General features: G+C 68.0%; 26 protein-coding genes. 25 read left to right on the top strand and 1 reads right to left on the bottom strand.

The features are described from left to right. Nucleotides 1-81: 81 nt before the first annotated feature. The 19 genes from ABE438_RS17575 (at nt 82) to ABE438_RS17665 (ending at nt 8168) form a co-directional block, all read left to right on the top strand. On the top strand, nt 82-714 hold the full coding sequence (locus ABE438_RS17575; RefSeq protein ID WP_346503962.1) for a helix-turn-helix domain-containing protein: 633 nt from the start codon (nt 82-84) through the stop codon (nt 712-714). 2 nt (nt 715-716) lie between these two features. Continuing rightward, a complete protein-coding gene (locus ABE438_RS17580; RefSeq protein WP_346503963.1) occupies nt 717-1112 on the top strand; it encodes a hypothetical protein in 396 nt (131 codons plus the stop codon). 87 nt (nt 1113-1199) lie between these two features. After that, complete coding sequence (locus ABE438_RS17585; protein WP_346503964.1) at nt 1200-1322, top strand: hypothetical protein; 123 nt, start codon at nt 1200-1202, stop codon at nt 1320-1322. A 1-nt stretch (nt 1323) separates the two neighbouring features. Then, nucleotides 1324-1653: a hypothetical protein gene (locus ABE438_RS17590; RefSeq protein WP_346503965.1), complete on the top strand. Its 330-nt coding sequence runs from the start codon at nt 1324-1326 to the stop codon at nt 1651-1653. Next, entirely contained in the window at nt 1646-2059 is a 414-nt protein-coding gene (locus ABE438_RS17595) for a hypothetical protein (protein ID WP_346503966.1), read from the top strand. The genes ABE438_RS17590 and ABE438_RS17595 overlap by 8 nt, the downstream gene beginning before the upstream one ends. Further along, entirely contained in the window at nt 2056-2808 is a 753-nt protein-coding gene (locus ABE438_RS17600) for a class I SAM-dependent methyltransferase (protein WP_346503967.1), read from the top strand. The genes ABE438_RS17595 and ABE438_RS17600 overlap by 4 nt, the downstream gene beginning before the upstream one ends. Then, nucleotides 2805-3107 (top strand): hypothetical protein, encoded by a 303-nt coding sequence (locus tag ABE438_RS17605; protein ID WP_346503968.1) that lies wholly within the window; start codon nt 2805-2807, stop codon nt 3105-3107. Before ABE438_RS17600 ends, ABE438_RS17605 begins: the two co-directional genes overlap by 4 nt. Then, nucleotides 3104-3475, top strand: a complete 372-nt coding sequence (locus ABE438_RS17610; RefSeq protein WP_346503969.1) for a hypothetical protein — start codon at nt 3104-3106, stop codon at nt 3473-3475. The genes ABE438_RS17605 and ABE438_RS17610 overlap by 4 nt, the downstream gene beginning before the upstream one ends. 8 nt (nt 3476-3483) lie before the next feature. Then, the gene (locus ABE438_RS17615) at nt 3484-3726 is read left to right on the top strand and encodes a DUF2312 domain-containing protein (protein ID WP_346503970.1); all 243 of its coding nucleotides are present in this window, start codon (nt 3484-3486) and stop codon (nt 3724-3726) included. Then, entirely contained in the window at nt 3723-4052 is a 330-nt protein-coding gene (locus ABE438_RS17620) for a hypothetical protein (protein WP_346503971.1), read from the top strand. Before ABE438_RS17615 ends, ABE438_RS17620 begins: the two co-directional genes overlap by 4 nt. Nucleotides 4053-4087: 35 nt before the next feature. Beyond that, complete coding sequence (locus tag ABE438_RS17625) at nt 4088-4345, top strand: hypothetical protein (protein WP_346503972.1); 258 nt, start codon at nt 4088-4090, stop codon at nt 4343-4345. Further along, the gene (locus ABE438_RS17630; RefSeq protein WP_346503973.1) at nt 4342-4731 is read left to right on the top strand and encodes a hypothetical protein; all 390 of its coding nucleotides are present in this window, start codon (nt 4342-4344) and stop codon (nt 4729-4731) included. The genes ABE438_RS17625 and ABE438_RS17630 overlap by 4 nt, the downstream gene beginning before the upstream one ends. Beyond that, entirely contained in the window at nt 4715-5422 is a 708-nt protein-coding gene (locus tag ABE438_RS17635; protein ID WP_346503974.1) for a hypothetical protein, read from the top strand. The genes ABE438_RS17630 and ABE438_RS17635 overlap by 17 nt, the downstream gene beginning before the upstream one ends. A 3-nt stretch (nt 5423-5425) precedes the next feature. Further along, nucleotides 5426-5608, top strand: coding sequence for a hypothetical protein (locus ABE438_RS17640; protein WP_346503975.1), 183 nt, complete (start codon nt 5426-5428; stop codon nt 5606-5608). After that, nucleotides 5608-5796: a hypothetical protein gene (locus tag ABE438_RS17645; RefSeq protein WP_346503976.1), complete on the top strand. Its 189-nt coding sequence runs from the start codon at nt 5608-5610 to the stop codon at nt 5794-5796. Before ABE438_RS17640 ends, ABE438_RS17645 begins: the two co-directional genes overlap by 1 nt. After that, on the top strand, nt 5796-6794 hold the full coding sequence (locus tag ABE438_RS17650; protein WP_346503977.1) for a DUF5131 family protein: 999 nt from the start codon (nt 5796-5798) through the stop codon (nt 6792-6794). Before ABE438_RS17645 ends, ABE438_RS17650 begins: the two co-directional genes overlap by 1 nt. Further along, nucleotides 6791-7291, top strand: coding sequence for a thermonuclease family protein (locus ABE438_RS17655; protein ID WP_346503978.1), 501 nt, complete (start codon nt 6791-6793; stop codon nt 7289-7291). The genes ABE438_RS17650 and ABE438_RS17655 overlap by 4 nt, the downstream gene beginning before the upstream one ends. Nucleotides 7292-7293: 2 nt before the next feature. After that, nucleotides 7294-7659 (top strand): sigma factor-like helix-turn-helix DNA-binding protein, encoded by a 366-nt coding sequence (locus ABE438_RS17660; protein ID WP_346503979.1) that lies wholly within the window; start codon nt 7294-7296, stop codon nt 7657-7659. Continuing rightward, nucleotides 7656-8168 carry an ASCH domain-containing protein gene (locus ABE438_RS17665; protein WP_346503980.1) on the top strand — a complete coding sequence of 171 codons (513 nt, stop codon included), beginning with the start codon at nt 7656-7658 and terminating at the stop codon, nt 8166-8168. The genes ABE438_RS17660 and ABE438_RS17665 overlap by 4 nt, the downstream gene beginning before the upstream one ends. 11 nt (nt 8169-8179) lie before the next feature. On the opposite strand, the gene ABE438_RS17670 is transcribed toward ABE438_RS17665, so the two are convergent. Then, nucleotides 8180-8446, bottom strand: a complete 267-nt coding sequence (locus ABE438_RS17670) for a hypothetical protein (protein ID WP_346503981.1) — start codon at nt 8444-8446, stop codon at nt 8180-8182. A 47-nt stretch (nt 8447-8493) separates the two neighbouring features. Between ABE438_RS17670 and ABE438_RS17675 the strand changes: the two genes are divergently transcribed. The 6 genes from ABE438_RS17675 (at nt 8494) to ABE438_RS17700 (ending at nt 13482) form a co-directional block, all read left to right on the top strand. Further along, on the top strand, nt 8494-9849 hold the full coding sequence (locus ABE438_RS17675; RefSeq protein WP_346503982.1) for an ATP-binding protein: 1356 nt from the start codon (nt 8494-8496) through the stop codon (nt 9847-9849). Then, nucleotides 9846-10079 carry a hypothetical protein gene (locus ABE438_RS17680; protein WP_346503983.1) on the top strand — a complete coding sequence of 78 codons (234 nt, stop codon included), beginning with the start codon at nt 9846-9848 and terminating at the stop codon, nt 10077-10079. Before ABE438_RS17675 ends, ABE438_RS17680 begins: the two co-directional genes overlap by 4 nt. Beyond that, nucleotides 10076-10648, top strand: coding sequence for a J domain-containing protein (locus ABE438_RS17685; protein WP_346503984.1), 573 nt, complete (start codon nt 10076-10078; stop codon nt 10646-10648). Before ABE438_RS17680 ends, ABE438_RS17685 begins: the two co-directional genes overlap by 4 nt. A 139-nt stretch (nt 10649-10787) precedes the next feature. Further along, nucleotides 10788-11585, top strand: coding sequence for a DNA adenine methylase (locus ABE438_RS17690; RefSeq protein ID WP_346503985.1), 798 nt, complete (start codon nt 10788-10790; stop codon nt 11583-11585). A 1-nt stretch (nt 11586) separates the two neighbouring features. Further along, nucleotides 11587-12147: a DUF4326 domain-containing protein gene (locus ABE438_RS17695; RefSeq protein ID WP_346503986.1), complete on the top strand. Its 561-nt coding sequence runs from the start codon at nt 11587-11589 to the stop codon at nt 12145-12147. Nucleotides 12148-12207: 60 nt separating this feature from the next. Then, complete coding sequence (locus ABE438_RS17700) at nt 12208-13482, top strand: tyrosine-type recombinase/integrase (protein ID WP_346503987.1); 1275 nt, start codon at nt 12208-12210, stop codon at nt 13480-13482. Nucleotides 13483-13580: the final 98 nt, after the last annotated feature.

Raw genomic sequence — 13580 nt, forward strand, 5'->3', positions numbered from 1 at the left:
CTATTTGGCAAATTCAGGTCAAGCGCCATTTTGCCTATTTGGCTCTGGTGTCGCTTTGCCTGTTTGGCAAAGGCTGCGGGAATGAGCGCGAACGCATTGAGGTCGCTGCGCGAAGAGCGTGGCTGGACGCTGGAGCAGGTCGCGGAGGCGACGGGGCTATCGGTGTCCTATGTGCAGCGCCTCGAGCGCGGCGAGCGGAACCTGTCGGTGAAGAACATCGACAAGTTCGCAGCGGCCTTCGGCGTCCCGCGCGAACGTGTGATCAGCCGGGACAGGGTGGACGTCCCGATCGTGGGCTTGGCAGGCGCGGGGCCTAATGCTTCAGTGATCTTCGGGATGGGCCAAGGTAGCGCCGAGACTGCGCCCGCCCCGCCGCTATGGACGCCGCAGACCGTTGCGCTTGAGGTTCGGGGGAACTCAATGAGGGGCATCGCCTTCGATGGGTGGTACGTCTACTATGACGACGTCAGGGGGGAGATCACCGAGGACATGATCGGGCAGCCCTGCGTGATCGGCCTCGAAGGCGATGAGGTGGTCGTCAAGCTCCCCTATTATGGCCGCGAGCCCGGCACTTTCGACCTAGAAAGCTCGAACCAGGCCGTCGATACGATGCGCGGCCGGCGGGTCGAATGGGCCTGCATCGTCACGGCGATCGTCCCTCGGAATCCTGCGCGCCGCCTGCTCGACCGTTCCGCTAACGAGGCGAGCGTCTAGAGATGCGCGTTCGGGGTATCGCGATCGCGCTGGCGTCGGGGCTGCCGTTTCTTGGCTGCCAGGCGGAGGCCTCGCAACTGCAGCTGAGAACCCAGGCCGGCCTGTTCGCGCCGGTCGGCACCTATCGGATCGGTGTCGTCGGCCAGCGCGCGATTTTCGGAACGAGCGACCTGGTTGCCATCTGTTACGCGTTGCCGGGGGATCGCATTTCGCTCGTGCTCCGCGCCGCGGATCGCTTCTTTGCCATGAACGGTCACGCGCGGGATTCTGCCGCTGGTGGGACGATCACATGGCAGCGCAGCTCCTACGAGGTCGTCGATCCTCATCGTGCGGCCGGCCCGATCAGCGACTTCATCTCCGGCGTCATCAGGGAAAGTCAGCAGGCTTGCAGCCGGTAGTTTTGCCTATTTGGCGAATTACCGCTTGACCTGATTTTGCCAAATAGGCAATCATGCGGCCGTCGATGAACGACGGGGCTGATCCGCATGACACCTGTTGCCGCCCGCCTGCTGCTGCGCCGCGCTCTCTGGACCCTTGTCGAGACCGGCTGCGTCCTCCTCTTCGTCGCCATGGTGCTGACCTGGGCGGCGCTCGGCGCCGGGGCCTGACATGGCGCCGCCCGTCCCTTTCACCAGGCCGCCCTACCGGCTGACGACAGGCAATCTCGTCCGCCTCCTCGGCGACGAAAGCCGCACCACCGTCGCCGGCATCCACAAGATCGGCCGCGACGAGAAGACCGCCCTGCAGAACGGCGCGTTCATCCGCCGTGCCTGCAACAGCTTCGCCGACATGCACGGCGTGATCGCCGACGCGGTGCCGATCCTGGAAGCAGTGCTCGAGGACCGCGAAGCGGATCGCGGCGAGGACGAGATCCTGCGCGACCTGCTGGACCGCGCCCGCGCGGCCCTCGCCACGGCGGAGGGCCGCGGGCATGGCTGACGTTACGGTCCCCCTCTCGCCGACCGACCGGGCGATCTGCGACGCCGTCGCCAAGCTCGACCTCGCGGTCGAACGCGAGGCGAGTGTTGGCCGAGACGAGATGCGCCTGGTCTGCCGCGACCTCTGGCAGGCGATGGAGAAGGACCGCCAGCGCCGTGCCGAGCTGATGCTGGCGCCGGATCCCGGCCAGCTGCGCGGGGAGTTTGGGGCCTTCAAGCGCCGCTTGCGGATTCTCTCCGACATCGGCCCCCAGATCCTGGTCGCAAGCGGCGTGCTCGATCCGGAGGACGCTGTCGCCTTCGCTCGCTTCGACGCGCGGCCGTTCGCCTTCCTGTTCGAGCTGACGCCCGAGCGCTTCGAGGTGCTCTTTCAGCTGATCCTCGACATCGAGGAGCAGAACCGATGACGATTCCGACCGCGGTGCTTCAAGTGCTCGACGCCGCGCTGGTGGCGGGCAGCACGGTTCGGCTTACGGGTACGCTCGACCGGGCGCTCTACACGAAGGTCGACAAGGTCCTGCAGGCGGCTGGCGGCAAGTGGAGCAGGAAAGAACGGGCGCATGTCTTCCTGGGCGATGCCGCCGGAGCTCTTGAGCAAATCATCCTGACCGGGGGGGGGTCGAAGAAGCAGGAACTCGGCCAATTCGACTCGCCGGCCGAGGTTGTCGCAGCGGTCATGGAACTCGCCGGCATCGATCAGCCGATGCAGGTCCTCGAACCGAGTGCCGGCCGGGGTGCGCTCGCCCTGGCGGCGGCACGGCTCACGGATCACGTGCTGTGCGTCGAGATCGATCCCGCTCGCTGCGCCTCTCTGGTGAAGGCTGGGCTGCGATCGGTCATCGAGGCTGATTTCCTGTCGCTGGATGGTCTAGGCCTTTTCGACCGCGTCGTCATGAACCCACCGTTCGCCGGTCAGGCTGACATCGATCATGTCCTTAGGGCGGCCAAACGCGTGCGGCCAGGTGGGCGCCTCGTATCGGTCATGTCGGCCGGTACCGGGTTTCGCCAGAACCGCAAGGCCGTCGCTTTCCGCGAATGGATCGCGCGGCGCGGCGGGCGCTGCGCGCCACTACCATCGGATGCCTTCAGGGCCTCCGGCACTTCCGTCCAAACATGCATCGTCAGCGTCGATATCGGCATGGATGGCGCGGAATGACGAACGCTCCGCTCGCCCTCGATCTCGCCTTTCTCGACCGTGTCGCGCAGGACGAGGCCTTCCAGACCGCCTGTCTTCGCTATGCGCACGCGAACGGATCCTCCCACGCGATCGCATTCGCGGTGCTGACAGCGGCCGGCGCATTCCGCACGCGCCTCGCCCTGCAGGGAGCGGTTCACGCCCTGCGTTCCTACGAGTTCGGCAATGCCGCGCCCGGGCTTGCCCGAGATGTCGCCGATACGGCCGAGGCGCTGCTTGCCATGGCCCCGTCCACGCCATGCGAGAAAGAACACCGATGAACGCGAAGATCGTCGACCGCGAACAGCTCGCCAGCGTCATGGCGCAGAACCGCGCGATGCTGGAGCACCGCGCAGGGATGCCGGGGCAGGTCGGCGTCTCGGCGCGCCTCGGTCTGGCGACCTTCGGCGCGGACCAGTGGACCGCCGACGAGGTCGAGCGTGGGACCGCCGACGCTCACATCGTCGTGGCCGCGATCGAGCGCGCGGCGTCGATCGTGTCAGCCCGGACCGCGGGTCTCACTGCCGAGGCGAGAGAGGCCTGCATCGAGCTGCTCGTCGACACGGTTCGCCGCGGCCATGCGCTGATCGACGCTCTGCCGGCCGACACGCGCCGCGCGGTCGAAATCACAACCCACGCAAAGCAGTGAGGACCACGATGGACGATCCGGTTCAGGGCGATCAGCTGAAGAGCATCGTCGAGCGCATCGAGCGCCTCGAGGAAGAGAAGCAGACGATCGCCGACGACATCAAGGAGGTCTACGCGGAGGCCAAGGGCTGCGGCTACGACCCCAAGGTGCTGCGCAAGGTGATCGCGCTGCGCAAGCGCGACCTCGACGAGCGCAAGGAAGAGGAGGCCATCATGGACCTCTACCTTCAGGCGGTCGGGGAAACGGCATGACGGCCGCGGCCGTCGCCCCGCCGCGGCCTGACCAGATCGCGGCGCCAGCGGAGCCCGACCGCGCCCTCGACTATGAGGGCGCCCGCCTCGAGCTCGCCCGCCTCGGCGTCACGCAGGCCGGCGGCGAGCCCTATAGCGAGCGCCAGGTCCGCCGGCTCGCCGAAGACAGCAAGCTGCCGTTCTTCAAGGCGCCGGACCGTCGCCGCCTGATCATGCGCTCGGCGCTGATCGCGACCGTCCGCGCCTGGCAGGTCGAGGCGACGCGCTCCGCCCAGCAAAGCCGGGCCGAGGCGCTGCGCGCCCGTCGGCCAAAAGGGAGGGCGTGATGCAGCAAGCGATGTCCGGCCCCGGAAGCGCCCGCGTGGAGCTCACACGCGCCGACCGCGACTGCATCGAGCACGCCCTCGGTCTCACCCGTGCCCGCCGGCCCTTCCGCAACTTCTTCGCCGCCGAGCCCGGCAGCCCTGACCATACGGTCTTCATGAGGCTCGCCAGCCGGGGCCTCGCCACCCTCCATCGCCGGGCCGGCCCCGGCCAGCCCTGTGACCTCTACGCCGTCACCGAGGCCGGCCAGCGCGCCGTCGGCGTCACGCCGCCGTTCAAGGGAGCAGGAGCATGAACGAGTCGATCGCCGCGCCGGCGGCCGAGGTCCTGCTGCCCGAGGGCGAGGGCTGGGAATGGATGGTCGTCGAGATCTTCGGCCATCGCCGCCATGTCGGCCGCGTCCGCGAGGAGGACCGCTTCGGCGCCAGGATGCTGCGCGTCGATGTCCCTCGTGTCGAGGGCGAGGCCGTGACGGGCTGGGCCAGCCACTTCTATGGCGGCGGCTCGATCTTCTCGGTCACGCCGACCGACGAGGCCTCGGCGCTCCGCGCCAATCGGCCTTACGCCCGTCCGTCACCAGTCGCGCTGCCGGCGCCCTACCGAGAGGACGAGGACGAGGACGAATTCCCCGAGCACGATGATCATCAGGACGAGGACGAGACCGATGACGAGCACGCCTGACCCCGCCGCGGCCGCGCAGCAGAACCTCACCGATTTCATCCTCGCCGAGGTCCATCGTCAGACGAGCGAGGAGGCGTTGCGCAAGGTCGTGGCCGAGAAGATCGGCGGCGTTGTCGCCCGCGCCGTCGACGACTCCATGCGTACCTATGGCGGCGTCGGCCAGAAGATCGCGAAGGCCGTCGAGAAGGCGCTGGATCTCGGCGAAGCGCTCGACGTCCCGAGCTACGGCCACATGGTCACCGCGATGCTGCGGGCCAAGATGGACGAGGTGCTCGGCCAACTGGTCAACGAGAAGCTCTCCGCCGAGATGACCGAGATCCTGAAGCTGGCGCCGAAGGAGGTGAAGCTCTCGGAGATCGTCGGGCGACTGGTCGAGAGCGAGGAACAGGACGCGGACCGTCGTGGCGAGAGCGTCACCTGTATCGTCGAGGAAAGCAGCGCCGTCCCCGGTTACCGCCACATCTACATCGACCCCGAGGCCGACAAGCGGAAACACTCCTGCGACGCTCAGATTGCGCTGGATTCCGATGGCAAGATCTACGGCCTGGTGATCGGCGGCCGCGACGCCAAGGAGACGATCGTCATGGGCCGCATGCACGGCTGGCGCAAGATGATCTTCGGAGCCTATGCCTGCGGTTCGAAGATCATCCTCGACGAGGACGAGGTCGTCACCGCCATCGGTGAGGACTGAGCCATGAGCCTGGCCCTCGCAAACCTCGCCCTGCTCGCCACCGCCGTCTCCGCGATCGAGGCCGTCGATGCGCTGCGGCTGATGGCGCAGCGACGCGCCATCGACGCGACCTCTAGCGCGAGCCGGGCCGCGCTGATCCTCTGCCTGGCCGTCGGCCTTCTCGCCATCCTGCCCATGGTGCGCTGATGACGGTCCTCCTGACGCTCTGCCTCGCCGCGGTCGGTGCCTTCGCCGGGACAGTTCTGATCGGCGCCGGCGCCGCTGCCATGTTCGGCGAGGAGGAGGCGGGCGGCCGGCGGCTCGCCCTTGCCGGCGAGGCGCTGATCGCGGGCGCCGTCGCGCTCGCCTTCTTCGCGGGAAGGCACAGCCTCTGATGGGCGCCTTCTCCGCCATCGAATGGTGCGACCACACCGCCAATCCCTGGATCGGCTGCCAGAAGGTCGGCCCCGGCTGCGACCATTGCTATGCCGAGGCGCGCGACAACCGCTTCGAGGGCGGAGCCCATTGGGGCCCGGGGGCGCCGCGGCGCCGGACCGCGCCGGCGACGCGCAATGCCCCGCTGCGCTGGAACCGGGCGGCGCCGGCCTTCCATGCCGGGCACGGCCGCTGGCCCCGCGTCTTCTCCGGCTCGCTCTGCGATATCTTCGACAATGCCGTCGACCCGGCCTGGCGCAAGGACCACTACCAGATCGTGCGCGAGACGAAAAACCTGCGCTGGATCCTGGTGACGAAGCGCATCGGTAACGCGCCCGCCATGCTGCCCGAGGGCTGGCTCGATGGCGGCTTCGACCATGTCGGCATCATGATCACTACGGTCAACCAGGCCGAGATCGATCGCGATGTTCCCAAGCTGCTCGACCTGCCGATGACCGGCAACCAGTGGCGCGGCGTCTCCTATGAGCCGGCGCTCGGCCCGGCGGATTTTTCGCGGTTGAAGGTCGTGAACCGCTATGGTTTCGGCGGTAGCTACGATGCGCTGCGCGGCCTCTGGCGCCCGGGCGACGACGAGGGCGCCGCCGTCGCGCATCCGCGCGCCACGGTGCTCGACTGGATCGTCTGCGGCGGCGAGAGCGGCGACGAGGCCCGCCCGATGCATCCCGACTGGGCGCGGGCGGTACGCGACCAGTGTGCGGCCGCCGGGACCGCCTTCCTTTTCAAGCAGTGGGGCGAGTGGGCGCCGTCGACACCGGAGCAGGCGTACGCCAATCCGCGCTCTGGCTGGCGGTGTTTTGCTGGGCATCCGCACGTCGCGAAGGCCCATGAACTCTATCCGGAGAATGGCGCCGCCTTCGTCGAGCGGATGGGCAAGAAGGCCGCCGGCCGCCTGCTCGACGGCAAGCTCCACCACGCATTCCCCAGGCAGCTGTCATGACCCGCCGCACCGACGACTGGCCGGGCTCGGCCGAGCACCGCCGCGAGCTGCGCCGAGCCCGCCTCGTCCAGATATCGCTCGCCGGGCTCGTGCTGGCCTTCCTCACGATTTTCGCGGTCGTTGTCCGGGCCGAGCAGGTCGACGGCGCCCGCATCGTCATCATCGATGGCGACACGGTGGTGCTGCCTGATGGCGAGCGGATTCGGATCCTCAACATCGATGCGCCGGAGACGCGCGGCGCCCGCTGCGAGGCGGAGCTCGTCGCCGGACTGAAGGCGAAGGAGCGCCTCGCGCAGCTGCTGCGCGCAGGTCCCGTCGAGATCCGCCGCTGCGAGGCCTCTGGCCGCTGCCGCGATCCGTTCGGGCGCACGCTCGCCCGGCTCGTCGCCGGCGGGCGTGATCTCGGCGAGGTCCTGGTCGCCGAGGGCAGGGCGTTGCCCTGGGCGCCGGGCCCGGCCGCCCGCTCGGCCCGGGTTCTCTACTGGTGTGGGAGCTGACGATGGCGAAGCGAGCGAAGGTGGACATCGAGCGCGTCGTGGAGCTGCGCGAGGGACTGGGCTGGAGCCACAAGCGGATCGCGGAGGCTCTCGGCTGCTCGGAGGGCAGCGTCTCCTGGTGCTGCCTGGTCAACGCCATCGAACGGCCGGGCGCCCCACCGCGGCCGAGCACGATCAAGCCGGGCGCCGTGATCCAGCGCGGTGCGCATGTCGTGCGCATTTTCTCCGACGAGGAGGACGCCCGCCTGCTCGCGCTCGAGGCGGAGGGGCTGCGCATCGGCAAGATCGCCAAGGCACTCGGCCGCCGGCCGAATTCCGTGCGTGCCCGCCTCGCCACGCTCGCCCGTCGCGAGGAGCGCGCGGCATGATCCTCGACTGCATCACCGTCTGGCAGCCCTGGGCTAGCCTCATCGCGATCCGCGCCAAGCCCTACGAGTTCCGCGGCTGGGTTCCGCCGAAGGCGATGATCGGGAGGCGCATCGCCATCCATGCCGGCGCGCGGCCGGTGCGCAAGGCGGAGGTCTCCGATCTCCTCGAGCGCCTGCAGGGCCGCGGCGACGGTCCGCCGCCCTGCCTGTATGCCGCGATCGCCGAGCCCTTCCTGCGCCAGGTGTTGGCCGGGCTGGATGCCAAGGATCTGCCGATCTTCGGCGAGCCGGCTTTTCGCCTGCCGCTCAGCTCGGTGGTCTGCACCGGGATCCTCGGCCGGCCGAAGCGCGGCGACGACTGCGCCCGGGAGTTCGGCTTCGACGCGGCGAACGACCGCGACCGCGACGGCGCTTTCAACTGGGGCTGGCCGCTGACCGCTATCGAGGAGGTGCTGCCGCCTTCGCCGGCACGCGGGGCGCAGGGCTTCTGGAAGTGGACCGAAGCATGAAACAGGGCCGGTTACTGTCTGTGCATGCCCTTCGCACGCAGCTGCTCGACCTGCAGAAGCGCGTGAACCACGAGGCCGAGCGCGGCGTCGATGACGACGTCGGAGACTTCCGGCGCCACGTTCACCAGGGCTGCACGGAGCGAGCCGTCATTGTCCGGCACTCTGTCTGCCATGCTGAAAACCTGCATCGCAAGCGCGGCAACAGATGTCGCCAAAGCGACACTGGCGATCTGCACCGCGTTTTCTTGCCAGCCCGCGGGCATCGATTCGCTGCTCATCGAATCAGGCTGCCACGCCCTGACGCCGGCCGCAAACGGATCGGCTGATGGCGAAGAAGCACAAGGCACCGCCCCTGAAGATCCCGAGGAGCCAGATGAGCAAGTTCGACATCAAGCCAAGCAAGATAATGATCGGCACCCCCGGGACACCGGGCTTCACGGAGGTTCGGCTCGACGCCGAGCAGGTCCATGGCCCGGCGGCGGGCTGCACCTGCGAGCTCTGCAGGCCACAGTCGAGCACGCGCGGTGGCGGGGACGGCGGGTCGGACCGGCGGTCGTCCTACGAGGAATTCAGACGATCCATGCTAAGAGAGATCTCGCGGTCCGCTGGCATATCCTTCGAGTTAGCCATTTCCCGAGAGGGCAGTGACGGGCAGTCGGCAGAATCCGCCGCCTACCGTGCGGCGCGCAAGCAGGTCGAGAAATACCTGCTCACCGCCGAGCTCGACGTCGCCTGGGACGACGTCGTCGGAAACGAGGCGGCCCGCGCGGCGCTGGTCGAGGCGATCGAAGCGCCAAGGCTTCATGCCGAGCTCTATGCCCATTACGGCCAGAGGCCGCTCAAAGGCGTTCTGCTCTACGGCCCGCCGGGCTGCGGCAAGACCATGTTCGCCAGGGCGGCCGCCTCGGTGATCGGCAGGCTCCATGGCAAGGCGGCCGAGCTCGTCAAGATCAACGGGCCCGAAATCCAGAGTCCCTATGTCGGCGTCACCGAGCAGACGATCCGCGACATCTTCGCCTTCGCGCGGCTCTACGCGAAGGAGAAGGGCCACCCGCTGACGATCTTCATCGACGAGGCCGACGCGATCCTGCCCGCCCGCGACGGGCGCAGCGCGCCCTGGCACGCGAGCAACGTCGCGGCATTCCTCGCGGAGATGGACGGGCTCGAGGCTTCCGGCGCCTTCGTCATCTTGGCGACGAACCGGCCCGACGCGATCGACGCCGCCCTGCTGCGCGACGGCCGCTGCGACCGGAAGATCAGGGTCGAGCGGCCGACCCGCGAGGCCGCGCGCCAGATCCTGTCGCGCGGCTTCGCCGGCGCGCCTCTGGCCGGTGGCCAGGACGAGCTCGAGGCCGTGACGGATGCCGCCCTCGCGGCTTTCTACAGTCCCTCCCGCGTGCTTGGGAACGTCCGGACCGGCCGCGGCAAGGACGCGAGCGACTATCCGCTGCATCTGGCGAGGATCGTCAACGGCGCCATGCTCGTCGGCATCGTCGAGCGCGCGAAGGGCATCGCCTTCCGCCGCGACCTTGCCGCCGGCGTCCGCACCGGCATCGCCCCGGCCGATGTCGTGGCGGCGGTCGACGAGGTCGAGCGCGAGAATAAGGGGCTCGACCACAGCCACGCCGTGATGGAGTTCATCCAGACGATCGGCGAGCAGCTCGGGGAGACCGTCCATTGACCACCCGGGCCGAGCACATGGCCTGGTGCAAACAGCGCGCGCTCCTCGACATCGACTGCGGCGCCCTCGCCGGTGCGGTCGCGAGCCTGCTGAACGATATGACGAAGCACCCGGAGACCAGGCAGATCGCCCTGCTGCCGACGACCAAATTGCTCATGGCGGACGGCCTGCGACTCGCACTTTCTGGCGACGCTGCGGGCTTGCGTCGATGGGTAGAGGGCTTCGCATGACCGTCCCGTTCCCGCTCGTATGGCCCATTGGATTCCCCCGCGCGAAGAGCCGGCGCTCTTCCCAGTTCAAGACCAGCCTCGCCGGAGCGCTGAAGAACGTGCAGGGCAGCCTCCGGCTGTTCGGGAGCGACAGCGGCCGCGCCGTTACGAACGTGGTGATCTCGTCGAACGTCTCGCTGGGCCAGCAGCGGCCGGCAGATCCCGGCGTCGCGGTCTGGTTCAGCTGGGACGGCGAGCAGCGATGCTTCGCCGTCGACCTCTACGCCAAGCCCGAGGAAAACCTACAGGCCATCCATCATGTGCTCGAGGCGCGCCGAACCGAGATGCGTCACGCCGGCGTGTTCATGGCCAAGGCCGCGATGGAGGGGTTTGCCGCTGCGCTACCGGCGCCGAGGGCGAAGACCTGGTGCGATGTCCTGAAGGTCAATGAGACGGACGATCTGACGACGATCGAGACCGCCTATCGCCGCCTCGCGGCCGAGCGGCACCCTGACCGCGGCGGGTCGGACGCGATGATGGCCGAGCTGAACGCGGCTCGAGATCAGGCCAGGAAGGCGAAGTCCAGCTAGCGCGACGACGGCCGAACCTCGCGGTTCGGCCAGGCGGGAGAGCTTGCCGGCAACCCGCCTCGATGGAGCGAAATCTCATCGGCCGCCGCGGCGGCCGAAGCCGCATCTCAGAGGCGGCGATTCCCGAGGTGAAAACAAGATGGAAGCCGTGCGTCCGGTCAGTCCTCTGGCCGGCTATGTGGGAGGCAAGCGCCAGCTTGCGAGAACAATCATCGAACGGATCGGCGCGATTGAGCACACGCTCTACGCCGAACCCTTCGTCGGAATGGGCGGGGTCTTCCTGCGTCGACCGGCGCGGCCGAAGGTCGAAGCCATCAACGACTATTCGCGCGATGTCGCGATCTTCTTCCGAATCCTGCAGCGCCATCACCAGGCGTTCCTGGACATGCTCAAGTGGCAGGTGGCGAGCCGCGCCGAGTTCGAACGCCTGAACGCTCAGGATCCTGAGACGCTGACCGACCTCGAACGGGCGGCACGCTTTCTCTACCTTCAGCGCCTGTCTTTCGGCGGCAAGGTCAGCAGCAGGACGTTCGGGATCGCCACCACATCGAGCTCGCGTTTCGACATTACGCGCCTGGCTCCTCTGCTCGAGGCGGCGCACGAGCGCCTCGCTGGCGTCTGGATCGATTGCTTGCCCTGGGCGGACTTCATCGCCCGCTGGGATCGGCCCGGCACCCTGTTTTACCTCGATCCGCCCTATTGGGGGACCGAAAGCTATTACGGCAAGCTGCTTTTCGCGCGCGAGGAGTTCGCCGCTATTGCCAGCGCGCTCCGGGGCCTGCAGGGCCGCTTCATTCTGTCGATCAACGATGTGCCGGAGATCCGGGACATGTTCGCCTGGGCACGGATCGAGCCCGTCGACCTCAGCTACTTCGTCGCCGGCAGCCGCAAGCTGAAGCCGGCGCGCGAGCTCATCATCACCGACCGGAGATCCTGACATGAGCTACGGCAGACGCGAGCAGCGCAGCCGCAAGCCCGGCGCCGTCCACTCCAAGTCCGCGATCTATGTCGGCCGGGGTCGCGGCGCCGCCGGTCGCTGGGGCAATCCGTTCAGGGCCGCAGGGCCTGCCGCGATGGCGTTCGCCCAGCTGCACAAGGCCGAACACTACCGGGGTCTGCAATGGGCCGCGACGCGGCTCTACGCGCTCTGGGTCGCCGGCTCGCTCGCGACGCTGCCGGCGGCGATAGCCGCGGCGGCCTCTGCCGAGCTGAAGGCGTTGGGGGACCCGGCGCCGCCGACCGTCGAGGAAATCCGCAGAGCCTTCCTCGGCGCCGCTGGCGGCCGCGACGTCTCGTGCTGGTGCGCCGCTTCGGTCGACTGCCATGGCGATGTGATCCTCGCTATCGCCGGCGGCTGGTTACCCCAGGCGGCGATCGGAGACACGCCACTCTTTCCGAGTGGGTTTCGTGTCGAACGGCGAAAGGACGTGACCAGGCGCGCCGAGCGCGCCTTGCTCTCTCCGGTTCAGCGGATGCGCTGGCCGAACTGGAACCGGTGAAGATCGTGCAGCGTGGCGGGAAACGCGACGCCATGGCATAGTCAGCGCGGAGGGCTGGCCATGGCATCGATGCAGAAGCGCACATGGACGAGCGCGAGCGGCGAAGAAAAGGTCGCTTGGCGCGTGGTCTATGCCGACCAGAGCGGTCGAACCAGGACGCGGCAGTTCAAGAAGCAGTCGGACGCCAAGGCGTTCAGGAACACAGTCACATCGGCCGTTGCCACCGGGACGCACGTCCATGACCGGGACACCATCACCGTCGCTGCTGCGGGCGATATCTGGTTGAAGGCGACGCTCGCAGGTCGGGACGGCCGGGCGCCTGTCGAGGAACGGACTTACGATACCTATAGGGACGTCTTCGAGAACCACATCCGACCGCGGCTGGGCGGCGTAAAGCTAACCAAGCTCTCGCGCGCGGCGATCGCCGCCTATCGTGACCAGATGCTCGAGGACGGAGTGAGCCGCTTCCGGACGAAGCGCGCTCTCAGCTACCTTGGAGCGTTGCTCGGCGAAGCCCAGAGCCGCGAGCTCGTGGCGGTCAACAACGCGCGGGACGTTAGGGTCGTCACCCGCACGCGTGACATGGACGAGGAGGATGAGCGCGTCTCGGTGCCATCGATCGAGCAGGTCCGCGACCTGGTGGACCGTGCGCGGCTGTGGAGCAAGGCGCCACCTGCCATCGTCATACGCGGCCGCATCACGGCGAACCCGCGCTTCAAGGTGGAGCGCGGGCGAATGCTGTACATGCTGATCCGCACAGCGATCGCCACCGGCATGCGCATCTCGGAGCTGCTGGGCTTGCCGCGCAGCAAAGTCGATCTCAATGCCGGCACGATCACGGTTTCGCAGCGGCTGTCCCAGAAGGGACGGCTCGGCAAGCCGAAGTCCCGGGCGGGCTACAGGACTATAGAGATACCGGCCGAGCTGGTGCGCGAGCTGCGCGAGTGGATCCTGCAACGTCCGAAGGGGGATCTGGATCTGGTGTTCCCGAACGCCTCGGGCGGAGCCGAGGGGTACGGAAATTTCCGGCGTCGGTTCTGGATACCCCTGCTCCGCAGCATCGGAGCGGCCCGCGTCGTCCCGGGCGACAATGACGACGATGTCGGGATCGATGCCGACTTCACCCTGCACTCGCTCAGGCACTTTCACGCCTCGCAATACATCAGCAGCGGCGCCACCCCTCTCGATGTGATGACCCGCATGGGCCATTCGTCGATCCAGGTGACGTTCGACGTCTATGGCCACCTCTTCCAGGACGAGCAGGCGAAGGCCCGCCGGCGTGGCCATGTCGAATCGATGGAGCAGCTCCTGTTCGGCCGAACAGACAAGCCATGAGCACCCTCGGCAGGCCGCATGAGCCTGCCGGGCCCCGTTGCGGGCCTGTACAAATTCTGTACATAGGAGCGAATTTCGCGGGTAAGCAGCTGATTTAG

The organism is Allobosea sp. TWI1241 (assembly GCF_039673065.1).
In the GTDB taxonomy this organism is placed as follows: Bacteria; Pseudomonadota; Alphaproteobacteria; order Rhizobiales; family Beijerinckiaceae; genus Allobosea.